We start from the raw sequence: 13,460 nt of genomic DNA, 5'->3' as shown, positions 1-13,460 counted from the left end.
ACGGCGGTCCGACGGCCGTCGCGGCGCCGGCGCCGAACATGCATTCTCTTGCCTGGCCCGGCGTTGAGGAGTTCACTGGTGTGATGCCGACCTGGGTCGCGACGTTGACGGGCTTCTGGCCCTCGCGTCGTGTGTATCTCTTCGACGGTTTCTGTAGCCGGGCCTCGTGATCCCGCTCTGCGCCATCACCCCGCCCGTGCCCTTCCCCGTACGAGAGAACCGAGGTCCGTCATGTCCGTCACCGATGAGCTGCTCGCCAACAACGCCCGCTACGCCGAGACCTTCTCCGGTCCGCTCCCGCTGCCGCCCTCCCGTCAACTCGCCGTCCTGGCCTGCATGGACGCCCGGCTGAACGTCTACGCGATCCTCGGCTTGAACGACGGCGAGGCGCACGTCATCCGCAACGCCGGCGGGGTGGTGACCCAGGACGAGATCCGCTCGCTCGCCATCAGCCAACGCCTTCTTGGCACCGAGGAGATCATCCTCATCCACCACACCGACTGCGGCATGCTGACCTTCACCGAGGACGGGTTCAAGGACGCGGTCCAGAAGGACACCGGCATCCGCCCGCCCTGGGCGGCGGAAGCGTTCGCCGACCTGGAGGAGGACGTACGGCAGTCCGTCGCGCGCATCAAGGCCGACCCGTTCGTCGTCCACAAGGACCGCGTCCGCGGTTTCGTCTTCGACGTGGCCACGGGCAGGCTCACGGAAGTCCGCTGACCGGGTCCCCGCCGCACCCTTTGCCTGCCGCCGTACGGCGCGTCGGCCGATGCGGGCAGGGCCGACCGGCTCGCGGGGAGCGACCGTGCGGGTGGCGAGGGGCCGGCGGTCTGCCGAGGGCTGCTCATAGGGCCGCGCATTCAGGGCGACAGAAGGTGCGGGCCATCGCCAGAGCGCTGTGCATCGGCCCGCGAATTGATCCAAAGCTCGGTAGTTGTCACCGACTAGGCATCCCGCTTGTCACGCGCGCTCGTTCGGCAGGCTTTCTGTCACCAGTTCCGAAGAGACGGAGTTCCCGCGCACCCCAGCGGTGCCGTGCCCGGGGCTGAGCCCTTCCACAGCGAGGCGGAAGAGGCGGCCGGCCTGGGTGTCGGGGTCCTCGTGATGCTCGGTGGCCAGGGCGATGCCGACAGCGAGGGTCAGCAGGTCGTGGAAGGTGACATGCGGTGCGACCGCCCTGTCGTGAATGGCTCGCTGCAGCAGGGGATTTCCGGCCGCCTCGATTCTCATGCCACAGGAGTGCGCGGAGGGTTCTTCGGTGGGGGGCTCGTAGCTGAGGATGTTGGCGAATCCGCGGGCCGAGACCGCATAGGCCACAAGAGCGCGGAGCCACTCCAAGAGGGCGGTGCGGCCGTCCTCGGCCGCACTCAGCCGGTGGGCATGTTCGCACAGAGCTTCGATGCGCTCTTGGAAGACGGCTTCGAGAAGGGCCCGACGGGTGGGGAAGTGGCGGCGTACGGTCGCCGATCCGACGCCTGCGCTCCGGGCGATCTGCTCCTGGGATGCGTCGGCACCGTGCGCGGCGACCTCGGCTTCGGCGACAGCGAGGATCCGTCGGTAATTGCGTCGGGCGTCTGAGCGTTGGCCGGTCATGGTCTCCCCATTGCTAAACGGCGGGCCCCGCCATATCGTAGCGGCAGACAAAACGGCGGGCCCCGCCGTTTTCTTCCTCCGGCTCGTGAGGAGCAGCGGCCATGCCCGTCGACAGCGATACCGTCCTGGTCACCGGAGTCACCGGCCGGCAAGGCGGGGCCACAGCTCGCGCACTCCTGGCCGCCGGGATACCCGTACGCGCACTCGTACGCGATCCGTGGTCGGAGCCCGCACGGGCGATCGAGGCGCTGGGCGCCGAGCTGGTGCGAGCGGACCTTTCCGACCGGGCCACCCTCGGCCCGGCGGTCGAGGGGGTCCGCGCCGTGTTCTCCGTGCAGATGCCGCCGATGACCGATACCAGTGTGGACTTCGCGGGCGAGCTCACCCAGGCCACCAACCTGGTGGAGGCGGCGAAGGCCGAGGGAGTGCGGCAGTTCGTGCAGTCCTCGACCAGTGGAGTCGGTGAGCACACCCAGGTCCCCGGTTGGGCCGAAGGCCGCTGGGCGGCGATGGCCGACTACTTCCACACCAAGCAGGCGATCATGGAGGCGGTACGCAACGCGGGCTTTGCCCGCTGGACGGTGATCAAGCCCGCCTTCTTCATGGAGAACCTGCCCCAGCTGGCGCCCCGGGGACCCCGCGGGGGCCTGCTGACGGTGCTGAAACCGGATACCGAACTGGCCCTGGTGGCCGTGCGGGACATCGGCACCGCCGCGGCGCACGCCCTCCGAGACCCCGACCGGTTCCACCGGGTGGAACTGGAACTGGCCGGTGACCTGCGCACGATGGAACAGATCGCGCAAACCTTGTCCGCCGCCTGGGGCGTGCCGGTGACCGCGCCTTCCATGAGTCTGCAAGAGGCCCTCGACGCGGGCATGCCGAAGTGGGGAGCCGGACACGAGTGGAACAACGTGGTCCTCCAGCCCGCCCGGCCCGAATTCGCCCACGAGTTGGGCATCCCGCTCACCACCTTCGCCGAGTGGGCCGATGAGCAGCTGACACCCGCGTCCGGCCATGGGCATCCGGCGCTGTGACCTTCGGCAGCGCCCGCCGGAGCGGATGCCGGATTCGCCCGGCACCCATTGGCCGGCCTGCCGCTTTGTAACACGGAGACGGTGACGACCGACCACGGGTTCGTTCACCGCAACCGCTACCTGGTCGGAGTTGGCGGAACAGCAACTGAACTTGATTGGGTGATGTCGGTGCCGTTCGCCTGACAGCCGGCTATCGGCACCGGTAGCCCTGGGGCGTGAGGTATGTGCAGGGAGGCGGGCTGACCGACTCGGGGAGGGCCGCACGCTGCTGTGCGGCACCATCGCCGCGGGACTGTCCTTCCTCCTCCCTGCCGGGCCCGCGCTGGTCGGCGCCGCCTGCGCCTCTCTGACGGCTATGGCACGTCCCCTGCCGAAGGAGGACCAGGACGGTCCGCGCCGGCGGCACTCGAGCGAACGGCTCGGAACGGAGCCCCCGCGATGACCCCATGGCCGGCCGTCGCAGCCGTCGCCGCCCTCGGCTTCGCCCTCAAAGCCGCCGGTCCGCTTGCGCTCGGCGAGCGAGAGCTGCCCCCTCGCGCCCGGGCGGTGATCGCACTCATGGCCCCCGCGCTGCTGGCAGGACTCGTCACCGCCGAGATCGCCGGCGACAGGCGGCGAACGGTCGATCCCGCCCTCCTCGCGGCCCTGACGGCCGTCCCGCTCCTCCGCCGGTGCCGACTGCCCATGCCCGCCGTCCTGATCGGCGCAGCCCTCCTGGCCGCCACCGTACGCAGGCTGACGACTTGACCGCCCACCCAGCCACCCGCCCCTTCCGGGAGGGCCGCAAGCACCCTTGTCCACCACGGTTCACGCCGTCGGGCGGCGAATCTCAGGGGTGTGCCCTGAATGCCTTCGGGGGATCACCCCACCTGGTTTCAGGGCTTTCCCGGGGTGCGCTGAGGCGTCCGCCGCACCTAGCGTGTCGTCATGCCAACTTCCCGACGCATCACGGTATTCGCGACATGTGCGGTGGTGCTCGCCGGCCTCACGACGACCGCGACCGCGGCCACCGCCGACCCCGACCCATTAGCCCGCTTTCACCGCCGGCACGTCGACTGGCACGCCTGCGCCCTCGGCCCCGGAGACGAACTCGGCCGGAGACTGGACGCCGCCGGCGCCGACTGCGCCGACATCGCCGTGCCCCTCGACTACGCCAAGCCCGGCGGCCGCACCCTCACCGTCGCCATCTCCCGTCTGAAGGCCACCGACACCGCCCACCGCGCGGGCCCGCTGCTGTTCAACGACGGCGGCCCGGCCGGTCCCGGGCTCCACATGCCGTTGACCAAGTCGGAGGTGATGGGAACGGTCGCCGAGCGTTACGACCTGATCGGCATGGACCCGCGCTTCGTCGGCCGGAGCACCCCCCTGGACTGCGGCTGGAATCTCGGCTCGGCACCGCTCCGCTCCGCGGGCACCGACTCGGCGGCCTACCGCGAGGAAGTCACCGTGGCCCGCGAGCTGGCCCGGCAGTGCGAACGCGCCCAGGGCGACGTGCTGCCTTATGTGACCACCCGCAACACCGCCCGCGACATGGACGTCATCCGAGCCGCGCTCGGCGCCGACACCTTGTCCTACGTCGGCTATTCCTACGGCAGTTACCTCGGCGAGGTCTACACCCAGCTCTTCCCCGGCCGCACCGGACGCATGGTCCTGGACGGCGTCATGTTCCCGCCACGCTACAGCCCCGCCCTGCTGCGCGGCGCCGAGGCGGCCAACGAGGCGGCCCTGCGCGCGTGGGCATCCTGGGCCGCCACGCGGGACGGCACCTACGGGCTTGGCGCCACGCGCGGCCAGGTCCTGGCCACCGTGAAGCACGTCCTCGACGCCGCGGCACAGAGGTCACTGCGGATCGGAAAGGAGTACCTGCTGGACGAGCACGTGCTGCCCGCCGTCCTCCTCGGCGGTCTCGGCAGCGATCTCGACCAGCGGCGAGCCGACCTGGCCGGCACCGTACGGCTGCTGGCGCGCGCCGCGGATCGCGAACCGGTCGAACCGTCCGACCAGCTGGCCGGGCAGTTGGAATTCCTGCTGACCGGCGCGGGCTCGGCCTCCGCCGGACAGATGACCGCGATCGTCTGCGGCGACGTCGCGGAGCGGCGCGGTGTCGGCAGCTACTGGCGTGCGGTCGAGGACTCCCGCGAGCGGTTCCCCCTGACCGGGCCGGTGGCCGACAACATAACGCCTTGCGAGTTCTGGGACCGGCCCGCCGAAGCGCCGACCGTACTCGACAACGACGTCCCGGCCCTGCTGGTCGCCGCCACCGGCGACCCCCGCACCCCCTACTCCGGCGCCGAGGCCATGCGCGGGCAGTGGCCCAGCTCCCGGCTCCTCACCGTGAAGGGTGCCCGCCAGCACGGCTTGTACGGCGAGTACGGCAACGCGTGTGTCGACAACCTGGTCAACGCCTACCTGCGCACGGGACGGCTGCCCCCGCACGACCCGACCTGCGAGGCCTCGGGTCCGCGCGGGGCTGGTCGGCAGACCCCCGCAGGGCGATAGGTCACCCTCCGGGGAGCCGGTCCCGCACGCGGGCGGGGCGGTTCCCACAGACGGGTCCGGGGCAGGGGGCTCCGCGTCGGGAGGTTCCATGTGCCCGGCTGCCTCGCCCATGGCACGTCGTCCGTCCCGCCCCTGCGCTTCCGCATCTCCCACCGTCGCCTGCGCCACACCCGCCATCCTCGCCCGCGCCGGCATATCCGCACGAACCCCAAAGCCCTGACGTGCCATCACCGATGGCAGAGGAGCCGCCGTAGGCCGGGTCCCCGGCCCGCCAAGTCCCCGGCCCTCCAGGTCCCCGGCCCTCCAGGTCCCCGGGGTGATGACCAGCGCCTCGGGCTCCGGGTTGCGCGAGGCGGCCGGCCCGCCGAGGGCCACCGCGCCCACAGGGGTGACGGCAAGAGCGGTCGGAGCGTCGACCGGACGCCGGGACGCCGGACGTGCTCCTTCACCGCGCAGGGTGTCGGGCGTCGACTGGAATCGCTACGGCACCCGGTCCCAGGGCGGTCTGACGAGCATCGCGATGACGGCCACGCTCGTCGGCAGGCCACACCGGCCCACCGGCGGCCGGAGTACCGGTGGCGAGTTCCCGTACCGCCGACGCCGGAGTGAGGACCGCCGACCACCACGGCAGGCGCCGCGCACGGTGCTGCCGGCGCCGTAGGGGGGTGGATCAGCAGATCCTCCGCCCGCAGGCATCACCGAATGTCTGCACCGCGCAGCCCTCGGCGGGCCGGACCACCACTTTCCCACTCGCTCGCTGCGGGAGATGCCCGCCGCCTTGATAAGCGCCTTCTCGACACCATCCGCCGCCCCGGTCGGGTGTGCGCCGTCATGGACGGTGACCGTGCCGTCCTCCGCCACGGTCAGCCGGCCCTGCCCGGCCATCCGGTACAGCTCTGTCACCACCAGCCGACGCGACCCGCCCGCCAGGAAAGCCAGCTCCCGCTCAGCGGTTCAGCGCTCAGCGGTTCAGCGTTCAGTGGTTCGTGGTTCAAGAGGGGTCCGTCGTCCCGTACGCGGTACCAGATACCTGCCAGCACTGCCGCCACACTCAAAGGAGGTCCTTATGCAGCGCGTCCTGAACCTCGCACGCTGGGTCGCAGCCGGCGCCCTGGTCTCTTCCCTCTCCGTCGCCGTCCCGGCCACGGCCGCCCCCGGCTCACCTGCCTGTGATCACGTCGCCCTGTCCTGGGCAGGTGGTACGGCCAAGCCGGGCGGCGGCAGCGACCGGCAGGAGACGGCCCGCGTCCAGGTGAAGAACACCGGGGACCGTGCCTGCTCCCTGCTCGGCGCCCCGTCGGTCAAGCTCACCACGAACGGCGTGCCGGAGACGCTGCTCCAACAGCGGGGAGGCGGCAGCGTGGATCTCGCCCCCGGCAAGACCGCGAGGTTCACCATCACCTTCCTCGGCGACACCGGGAAGAACGGGAACGAGACCATCCGTCCCGACCAGGCCGTGGTCACCCTGCCCGGCGGCACCGTGAAGACCCTCACGTGGCGGTGGGGCAGCGTCACCCGGCAGGAGGCCGCCAGCCGCCCGGGCAACTACGTCAGCCCGGTCACCTGACCCGTACCAGCTCCGGCCGACCCGGGCCCCAGGGGCAGAACCGGTGGGTGTCATGAGGTCAGCGTGATGTGCCGGGTCTCGTCGGTCGTGTCCACACATTCCTGGTAGGGGTTCGGGTCGCCCTGCCGTTCCTGGCAGCGCCACACGGTACCGTCCGCGTCGACCGTGGTGACCGCCCCGCTCCCCCGCGTCCCGGCCTTGGTGTAGGCGCCTGCCACCCGCAGGGCGACCGCGCAGTCCGCCGCGCTTCCGGTCGACACCGCCAGACCCGTGGCGCCGTCCGTGCCACAAAGCACGCTCGGTGCTGTCCCCGCGCCGCCGGTCCCGGCGGAGACCGCCGCCGGGGCGGAAAACCCCAACAGGGCCAGGCTCAGCAGCGCCCCTGCCCTCACTGTTCCCATTCGCTTCATACGCAGATCCCATGATCTCGGCAGTTGTGCGGACGACGGCTGTCACCGACCTCGGGACCGGTGGGCAGAGCCTACGGACCAGGAGCCCGCGTCCCTCGCCCCCACGATGAGCCCGCCCACAGAGCAGCGCCACTTGTACGACCCACCTCGGGTACGCGGCGAACGACTGCTCACCGCTCGACCGCTACCGTCCGCAGGCAGCCGCCCAGCCGGGCGATGGCCGACGGGTCGCGGGGGCCCTCGACCAGGTCGGCGTAGTCGAGGAAGACGATTCTGCGGTACTTGACGGAGGGGGACGATCCGCAACGGAGCACAGGAGAGCAGGAACTTCCGGATCGCATCATTCGCGTAGCGGAACGGACCGGCGACCTTGCCAGACGCACCCGCGCGCGTGCAAACCGACGGGCGCCCGTCACGGCATGAGAACCCACCCGACCCTGCGGCCGGCCCGGGAACACGTCGGCTTCCAGGGTGGCCAGCCGGGCAGATGTGTGTCGCCCCTCGGAGGTCAGGACGGGGCGCGGCGCGTGGTCGTGGGCCAGGTCGTGCGTGGTGCTGCCGCCGGTGGCGAGCGGCAGCACGGTCGTGTCGATCGGCGCGCGCTGCGGGAGCGGGTCGAGCGGCACCTCGAGCAGGCCGCTGTACGCGGGCTTCCACGACGCACCGGGCGCACCGGCGGCCCTTCCGCGAAGTCGCCTGCACTTCTGGATGGGGCGGCCTGCCGAAGCCGCACGCGCTGCCGTCGCGAGGCGGCCGATGCGGGGCCGGCGACGTCCGTCCGTCACTCCTTCGGCCCCGTATCACGGCCCTCCGACGGGCGCGCGTACCCCGTCCGGCTGAGGCTTCCTTACGACACGACTGAAAATGACGTAAGTGAGGGTGGTGGCGATGGCGAAGCGCACGCGGGCGTTGGCGTCGGAGTTCCTCGGGACTTTGCTCCTGGTCTTCTTCGCCGTGGGCTGCGCGGTTCTGGGGGTCGAGTTCATCGGCACCGTGGGGATCGCGCTGGCCTTCGGCTTCGTGCTGCTCGCCCTCGCCTACGCGCTCGGACCGATCTCCGGGTGCCACGTCAATCCGGCGGTGACCCTGGGCATGTTGTGCGCCCGCCGCATCGACGTGACCGCCGCGATCGGCTACTGGATCGCGCAGTTCGTCGGCGGCATCGCCGGGGCGGCCCTGCTTTTTCTGCTCGCCAAGCAAGTGCCCGGCTTCCGTGCCGACGGCGCCTTCGGCAGCAACGGATACGGGGACCGGTCCGCGGTGCACATCAACACCGGCGGCGCGTTCCTCGCCGAGGTCGTCCTCACCTTCCTCCTGGTGTTCGTGGTGCTCGGGGTGACGCACCGGGTCGCGGTCGTCGGCTTCGACGGCCTGCCGATCGGCATCGCCCTCGCCGTCATCCACCTCATCGGCATCCCGCTGACCGGCACGTCGGTCAATCCGGCGCGCAGCCTCGGCCCGGCCCTGTTCGCCGGTGGTTCCGCGCTGTCGCAGCTGTGGTTGTTCATCGTCGCGCCACTGGTCGGCGGTCTGCTCGCGGCGCTCGTCCACCACGTGACTCACCCGGCGGGCGAGGAGCGCACGATCGCCGACGAGGTGGCGGCGGACTGACGGGCCGTCAGTCGACCAGCTCTGCGACCATTGCGGCGAACTCGAACTCGTCGTGGGTGGCGAGGCGCACGCCGAGGGACTGGGCGGCCACCGACTACGGCGAGGCCGCGACGGAGGCCCCCGGCCTTCGACGCCGAGGCGTACAAGCAGCGCAACGCCAACCGCCTCAAGGAACGGCGCGGCCTGGCCATGCGAACGGACAAGCTCGCCATCGCCTACCAGGCCGCACTCCACCTCGCTACCATCCTCATCTGGACAGCCGCGTGACCCCTGAAGCGCCTTGTCCGCGAAGATGGCCACATGGACGATCTTGTACGGTTCCTCATCGCACGCGTCAATGACGACAACCACGCCTACGCCTACGTGGCTGGCACCTTGGGCGGCAAGGCCCTTCTCGACAGCCACCTCCCCATGCTCGATCTGATCGAGCAACTGGCGAACGACTACAAAGCCATGGACCCCTCGGACTCCCGCTCGCCTGGCCTGGCATACGCACTACGAGTCCTTGGCCAGTCATACGCCGAACACCCCGCCTACCAGCAGGAATGGCGCCCATAGCCATTCAAGGAGACAGCCCCTAAGGGGTGTTGCAGAAGGCAGACCGACCTTGTGTTTTCGCCGGGCAGTTTTGGCCCCACTTGAACGGGTTGTTCTGGCCCCACTTTTGCCCCATGCGAGTGAAGGGCTCTGACGCGTCACGGAGGGAACGGATATTTCTGGCCCCGCCCTTGCCGGGTCTCAGCGGGGCCCATGATGGTTCCGCTGTCAGCAGACCGGCTGGATTTCAGACGGTGGCCCGCAAGGATGACTGCATGCGGAAGAACATGGCGGTGCGTCGACTCGATCTCGGGTACTTCATCCGGCCTGCCTCAGAAGTGGGCGGCCCGCAACCGCGAGTAGAACCGGTTCTTGCTTACCTGGTGCAACACGACAACGGGCTGCTCCTCTTCGATACCGGCATCGGCGATGCAGACCCCGAAACCGAAGCGCACTATCGGCCTCGCCGCCGTGCGCTGCAGGATGCCCTCTCCGCGTCCGGTGTCGCCCTTGACGACGTCTCCGTGATCGTGAACTGCCACCTGCACTTTGACCACATCGGCGGGAACCCTCTCTTGGGCGGCAAGCCCATCCTGGTGCAGGACGTCGAACTGGCCACCGCACGCCGGGGCAACTACACAGTCGACGAGCTGATCGACTTCCCCGGGGCAACCTACGAGGAGGTCGCCGGCGAGACCGAGGTCTGGCCCGGAATCTGGATCATTCCGACACCCGGTCACACCCAAGGGCACCAGTCACTGGTCCTCCAGCAAAGCGACGGCACAGTAGTACTCGCCGGCCAGGCATACGACTTCGCTTCCCACTTCGCGTCTGAGCAGTTGGCCCGCCACGCGACACTTCACGGCGTGGAACAGCCACTTCCTCCCTATCAGCACTGGCTGGATCGACTCGCCGACTTCGACCCACGACGCGTGCTCTTCGCCCACGACTGCTCGGTCTGGGAACCACCACAGACTGAAGGTGGCTGAAGCCCGACCTCCTGTCACATAGGACAACCCTCGATCCGGTGACGTTTCCTGGCGGTCCTGGAGCGGAGCCGGATCGTGTCTGTTGGCCGGGGTCGGTGGCGGTAGCGTGGGATTCACGACGCCCGCCCGGCCGCTTCCCCTGACAGGAATGCGAAAGGGCGGGCGCCGTGTTGTGGCGCCCGCCCGTTGGTGGTGACGGTGAGATCAGGCGGCGGTGGCCGCCTTGCGCTTGGCGGTGGTGCTGGCGAGGCGGAAGGGCTGGGTGCCGGTCTCGATGATGTGGGCTTCGAAGGTGAGCCGGTCGACGATGGCCTGGCAGAGGCGTTTGTCGGTGAAGGTCGGGTCCCACTCGGTGAATGGCCGGTTCGACGCGACGGCGATCGCATGTCGTTCCTCGCGCTCGGTGAAGATCTGGAACAGCAGCTCGGCGCCGTGGCGGTCGAGCTTGACGTAGCCAAGCTCGTCCAGGCAGAGGAGGTCGACCCGACCGTACTTCTTAATGGTGCGGCCCAGCTGCTTGTCGCTGGCGGCCTCGGCCAGCTCGTTCACCAGGTTCGCCGCGGTTGTGTAGCGGACGCGGCCGCCGGCCTCGGCGATCGCGGTGCCCAGGTCGATCAGCAGGTGCGACTTGTCGGTGCCGGAGTCACCGATCAGGCAGAGCGCGTTGCCCGCCCGGACCCAAGCGGGCTGGGTGAGGGTGTTGATCACTTCTTGCGGAACGTTGGTGTTTTCAAGAAGTCGAAGTACTCGATCCGCTTCGGCCCGGGAGAAGTTGGCCCCCTTCACCCGGTGAACCTTGCGGCGGGCATCACGGTCCTCGCACTCGCTCTCCAGCAGGTCCGCCAGGAAGTCCGCGTAGGACGCCCGCTCGCGCAGGGCCTGGGCGGCGAACTCGTCCCAGCGTGCGCGAATCCCGGACAGGCCAAGGCTCCGGCAGGCCGCATCGATCGCCTCGGCCGGGTGGGGTGGGGGTGGTGCTCTGCGTCATGCTGAGCCTTTCGGTTGGATAGAGAGCAACTGGTCGTAGGCGGCCAGCGATGGTTCGGGCCGGGAGTCCGGCGGCAGGACAGGACGCCTCTGCGGCAGAGTGATGACCTGGGCCGATTCCGGTTCCGGCTCCGTCAGCACCGCCGTGTCGGGCTCGGCGGTGACCGTGCCGACGGCGGCTTGCGGGGCGATCAAGACCGGTGGTGGACCACCCGCCGCGGCGACCGCCTTGCGGGCCTCGTTAGCCACCAGGTCCGGCGAGACGGAACCGGCCTCCGGGACCGCCTTCATGCCCGCGACGACCGCCTCGTCGGGCAGCCGCCGGTGCAGCAGCAAGACCTCGATCAGAGCCCGTGTCCCCTCCGAGCGTCCCCGCGACTCGCGGGCCGCGGCCCAGAACGCTTCGCCGTCGACCCGCACCCAGACCTCGGTGAACGTCACCCGCTCCCGCCCGGGACGACTCGTCCGCCAGGGACTCCTCGGACAACCCGGACGCGGCCGCTAACCGAAACGGACTCAACGCCCCCTGGACGTTTCGAAATTTCGGACGCTCTTCGTAAATCCAGCTGAGGGTCTGGCACCCGGTCGGCGACCGGCTGTGTCCGTGCCGTCCGTGGAGCCGGCGCCGATCCGCTGCGGATGGGTGCCCGGCCACGCAGTCCCGCCAGGCGATTTGGTCGGGTTGGCCTACGGCGTCGTGCCGTCACGGGCGCTGCGAACGTTTCGAGGCGATTGTCGAATCGTGTTGCAGGCATTGACGCCGGTCACTGGTTCCCTATTATCCACGTTGCTCGATACTCCGATATTCGTTCGGCATATCGAACCAGTCGGGGTTGCTCCGCTTGCCAGCAGCGCACCTCCGGACCGCCCGCCGTAGCGGCCGAGCCGTAAGGAGCACGTCACCTCATGTATCTGTCATGGCCGCATCAAGCAGCCTTATGGGAGTGCAGGTTAGAACCAGGCACCGTTCCGCGTCTGCGCCCGGGCGTCGTGGTGCGAGGTGCCGCCGGGTGCACTCCGACGACGCGACTGGATGTGACGGGCTCCGGTACGGCCAAACGGCGCGGCGGTGGAGATCCGGATGTGCAACGGCGGCGGCGACCAGCGGGGGACCGTTCTGCCGGTCTGCTGAGCCAGTGACCCGCCTCCCCCGCGGCACCGTCTCGCGGACGGCGTCCCACCCCCCACACAAGGAGAGTGATCGTTGATGTCCTGGCTCAACGAGGGACTTCGTCTGCGCAAGGCCCTGACCTCGGCCACCGATGTGACGGTCGGCACGGTGCCGACCCTGGCCGACGCGGCGGCGCCCGCGGCCCAGGCGATCTCGGGCGCGCCGAGCGCGGCCGACAACGGACGCTGCTTCGGAGCGGCCGTGGTCGCCGGGAAGGCCGGCGATCTTCCCTACGCCACGATCCTCGACAACAACCACATCACTGCCCTCGGGCGGACCGCCGTCGAGCTTTCCAGAGCACGCCGGCCGGCTTGGCCGCCCGCCGCGTGGACGTGCCGACCACCGAACTCGACATCGCCCAGGCGTCGCCGACCGCCTACGCCGACACCGTACGGGCGTGTCCGAAGGTCCCCCGCTGCACCGGCGTCCCCGCCTGGCGTATCCGGGACAGCGACTCGTGGCGATCGGGCGACAGCCCACCGCTGTGCAACGGGAGCGGAAATCAGGAATCGGTCGACGACGCGGTCCTGTCCGCGCTGGGCGGCGCCACGGGGGCCCGGGGGCATCGTCACGGGTCAGGTGTACGAGCTGACCGGTGCCGCCGCGGGGCGCGTGCTGGACGTGGCGGCGGACGAACAGCGAACGGCACGCCCTTGCGGGTGCGGGATTCCCACAGCGGCGTGCATCCGCAGCGGCGGGCGAGTCGGAACGGCGACAGCTCGTACACGCCGACGAACAGCGCCAGTGGGCGGGTTCCGGACGAGGCGGGCGGACAGACGGCGAACGGCACGTGGAGGGAGACCTGCGATGCCGACAGCGGAGCGGACCAGCACCGGCGGGCCAACCGGAACGGCGATGGAACCTGCACCCCGGCCACCATCGCTTCACGCCGGGCCCTGGAGGCTCCCGCAAGGCGGAGTGCCCACGGAGCCCTCGTTCAGATCCGGGACTCCGACGACGGCGCCGACCGGCACTGCAACGTCATGTGATGTGACCGGCGCCGCGCGCTCCCGCCCACGGCTGGCTTCAGAGCACCGAGGGAGCGATCGTCGCCGGCTCCCC

At 70.1% G+C, this 13,460-nt stretch carries 15 protein-coding genes and 1 pseudogene; 10 read left to right on the top strand and 6 right to left on the bottom strand.

The features are described 5' to 3' along the window. Positions 1-231: 231 nt before the first annotated feature. Positions 232-720: a carbonic anhydrase gene (locus SCK26_RS37160; RefSeq protein ID WP_318205779.1), complete on the top strand. Its 489-nt coding sequence runs from the start codon at positions 232-234 to the stop codon at positions 718-720. Between the two features lie 240 nt (positions 721-960). On the opposite strand, the gene SCK26_RS37155 is transcribed toward SCK26_RS37160, so the two are convergent. After that, positions 961-1,593, bottom strand: a complete 633-nt coding sequence (locus SCK26_RS37155; protein WP_318205778.1) for a TetR/AcrR family transcriptional regulator — start codon at positions 1,591-1,593, stop codon at positions 961-963. 101 nt (positions 1,594-1,694) lie between these two features. Between SCK26_RS37155 and SCK26_RS37150 the strand changes: the two genes are divergently transcribed. The 3 genes from SCK26_RS37150 (at position 1,695) to SCK26_RS37140 (ending at position 5,126) form a co-directional block, all read left to right on the top strand. Beyond that, entirely contained in the window at positions 1,695-2,627 is a 933-nt protein-coding gene (locus tag SCK26_RS37150) for an NmrA family NAD(P)-binding protein (RefSeq protein ID WP_318205777.1), read from the top strand. A 438-nt stretch (positions 2,628-3,065) separates the two neighbouring features. After that, the gene (locus tag SCK26_RS37145; RefSeq protein WP_318205776.1) at positions 3,066-3,374 is read left to right on the top strand and encodes an AzlD domain-containing protein; all 309 of its coding nucleotides are present in this window, start codon (positions 3,066-3,068) and stop codon (positions 3,372-3,374) included. Between the two features lie 180 nt (positions 3,375-3,554). Next, positions 3,555-5,126, top strand: a complete 1,572-nt coding sequence (locus tag SCK26_RS37140; RefSeq protein ID WP_318205775.1) for an alpha/beta hydrolase — start codon at positions 3,555-3,557, stop codon at positions 5,124-5,126. Positions 5,127-5,606: 480 nt separating this feature from the next. Here the strand turns inward: SCK26_RS37140 and SCK26_RS38120 are convergent, their stop codons facing one another. Beyond that, complete coding sequence (locus SCK26_RS38120) at positions 5,607-6,056, bottom strand: hypothetical protein (RefSeq protein WP_412080881.1); 450 nt, start codon at positions 6,054-6,056, stop codon at positions 5,607-5,609. 136 nt (positions 6,057-6,192) lie between these two features. On the opposite strand from SCK26_RS38120, the gene SCK26_RS37135 reads away from it, so the two are divergent. Next, positions 6,193-6,693 carry a DUF4232 domain-containing protein gene (locus SCK26_RS37135; protein ID WP_318205774.1) on the top strand — a complete coding sequence of 167 codons (501 nt, stop codon included), beginning with the start codon at positions 6,193-6,195 and terminating at the stop codon, positions 6,691-6,693. A 50-nt stretch (positions 6,694-6,743) separates the two neighbouring features. Here the strand turns inward: SCK26_RS37135 and SCK26_RS37130 are convergent, their stop codons facing one another. Together SCK26_RS37130 and SCK26_RS37125 are read right to left on the bottom strand one after the other, a co-directional pair. Beyond that, positions 6,744-6,953, bottom strand: a complete 210-nt coding sequence (locus SCK26_RS37130; RefSeq protein ID WP_318205773.1) for a hypothetical protein — start codon at positions 6,951-6,953, stop codon at positions 6,744-6,746. A 320-nt stretch (positions 6,954-7,273) separates the two neighbouring features. Next, on the bottom strand, positions 7,274-7,447 hold the full coding sequence (locus SCK26_RS37125) for a hypothetical protein (protein ID WP_318206192.1): 174 nt from the start codon (positions 7,445-7,447) through the stop codon (positions 7,274-7,276). 544 nt (positions 7,448-7,991) lie between these two features. On the opposite strand from SCK26_RS37125, the gene SCK26_RS37115 reads away from it, so the two are divergent. The 4 genes and pseudogenes from SCK26_RS37115 to SCK26_RS37100 all read left to right on the top strand — a co-directional run bounded on the left by SCK26_RS37115 (position 7,992) and on the right by SCK26_RS37100 (position 10,240). Next, positions 7,992-8,714 (top strand): MIP family channel protein, encoded by a 723-nt coding sequence (locus tag SCK26_RS37115; RefSeq protein ID WP_318205772.1) that lies wholly within the window; start codon positions 7,992-7,994, stop codon positions 8,712-8,714. 85 nt (positions 8,715-8,799) lie between these two features. Beyond that, positions 8,800-8,981: pseudogene (locus SCK26_RS37110) on the top strand (IS5/IS1182 family transposase); the annotation flags it as partial. A gap of 33 nt (positions 8,982-9,014) precedes the next feature. Beyond that, positions 9,015-9,272 carry a DUF6221 family protein gene (locus SCK26_RS37105; RefSeq protein WP_318205771.1) on the top strand — a complete coding sequence of 86 codons (258 nt, stop codon included), beginning with the start codon at positions 9,015-9,017 and terminating at the stop codon, positions 9,270-9,272. A gap of 254 nt (positions 9,273-9,526) precedes the next feature. Beyond that, positions 9,527-10,240, top strand: a complete 714-nt coding sequence (locus SCK26_RS37100) for an N-acyl homoserine lactonase family protein (protein ID WP_318205770.1) — start codon at positions 9,527-9,529, stop codon at positions 10,238-10,240. A 204-nt stretch (positions 10,241-10,444) separates the two neighbouring features. Here SCK26_RS37100 and istB read toward each other — a convergent pair whose 3' ends face one another. Together istB and SCK26_RS37090 are read right to left on the bottom strand one after the other, a co-directional pair. After that, entirely contained in the window at positions 10,445-11,152 is a 708-nt protein-coding gene (gene istB, locus SCK26_RS37095) for an IS21-like element helper ATPase IstB (RefSeq protein ID WP_318206179.1), read from the bottom strand. A 72-nt stretch (positions 11,153-11,224) separates the two neighbouring features. Continuing rightward, positions 11,225-11,668, bottom strand: a complete 444-nt coding sequence (locus SCK26_RS37090; RefSeq protein ID WP_318205769.1) for a hypothetical protein — start codon at positions 11,666-11,668, stop codon at positions 11,225-11,227. A 756-nt stretch (positions 11,669-12,424) separates the two neighbouring features. Here SCK26_RS37090 and SCK26_RS37085 point away from each other — a divergent pair. Then, entirely contained in the window at positions 12,425-13,387 is a 963-nt protein-coding gene (locus SCK26_RS37085) for an RICIN domain-containing protein (protein WP_318205768.1), read from the top strand. Positions 13,388-13,460: the final 73 nt, after the last annotated feature.

Origin of the sequence: Streptomyces sp. SCL15-4 (assembly GCF_033366695.1) — a bacterium.
GTDB lineage: Bacteria > Actinomycetota > Actinomycetes > Streptomycetales > Streptomycetaceae > Streptomyces.
The sequence above is the reverse complement of the archived record's forward strand: the minus strand, read 5'-3'. Positions and strand labels throughout refer to the sequence as shown.

Coding starts and splice junctions, on each gene's coding strand:
- SCK26_RS37160 (WP_318205779.1), top strand. CDS start 232: ATGTCCGTCACCGATGAGCTGCTCGCCAACAACGCCCGCTACGCCGAG.
- SCK26_RS37155 (WP_318205778.1), bottom strand. CDS start 1,593: ATGACCGGCCAACGCTCAGACGCCCGACGCAATTACCGACGGATCCTC.
- SCK26_RS37150 (WP_318205777.1), top strand. CDS start 1,695: ATGCCCGTCGACAGCGATACCGTCCTGGTCACCGGAGTCACCGGCCGG.
- SCK26_RS37145 (WP_318205776.1), top strand. CDS start 3,066: ATGACCCCATGGCCGGCCGTCGCAGCCGTCGCCGCCCTCGGCTTCGCC.
- SCK26_RS37140 (WP_318205775.1), top strand. CDS start 3,555: ATGCCAACTTCCCGACGCATCACGGTATTCGCGACATGTGCGGTGGTG.
- SCK26_RS37135 (WP_318205774.1), top strand. CDS start 6,193: ATGCAGCGCGTCCTGAACCTCGCACGCTGGGTCGCAGCCGGCGCCCTG.
- SCK26_RS37125 (WP_318206192.1), bottom strand. CDS start 7,447: ATGATGCGATCCGGAAGTTCCTGCTCTCCTGTGCTCCGTTGCGGATCG.
- SCK26_RS37115 (WP_318205772.1), top strand. CDS start 7,992: ATGGCGAAGCGCACGCGGGCGTTGGCGTCGGAGTTCCTCGGGACTTTG.
- SCK26_RS37105 (WP_318205771.1), top strand. CDS start 9,015: ATGGACGATCTTGTACGGTTCCTCATCGCACGCGTCAATGACGACAAC.
- SCK26_RS37100 (WP_318205770.1), top strand. CDS start 9,527: ATGCGGAAGAACATGGCGGTGCGTCGACTCGATCTCGGGTACTTCATC.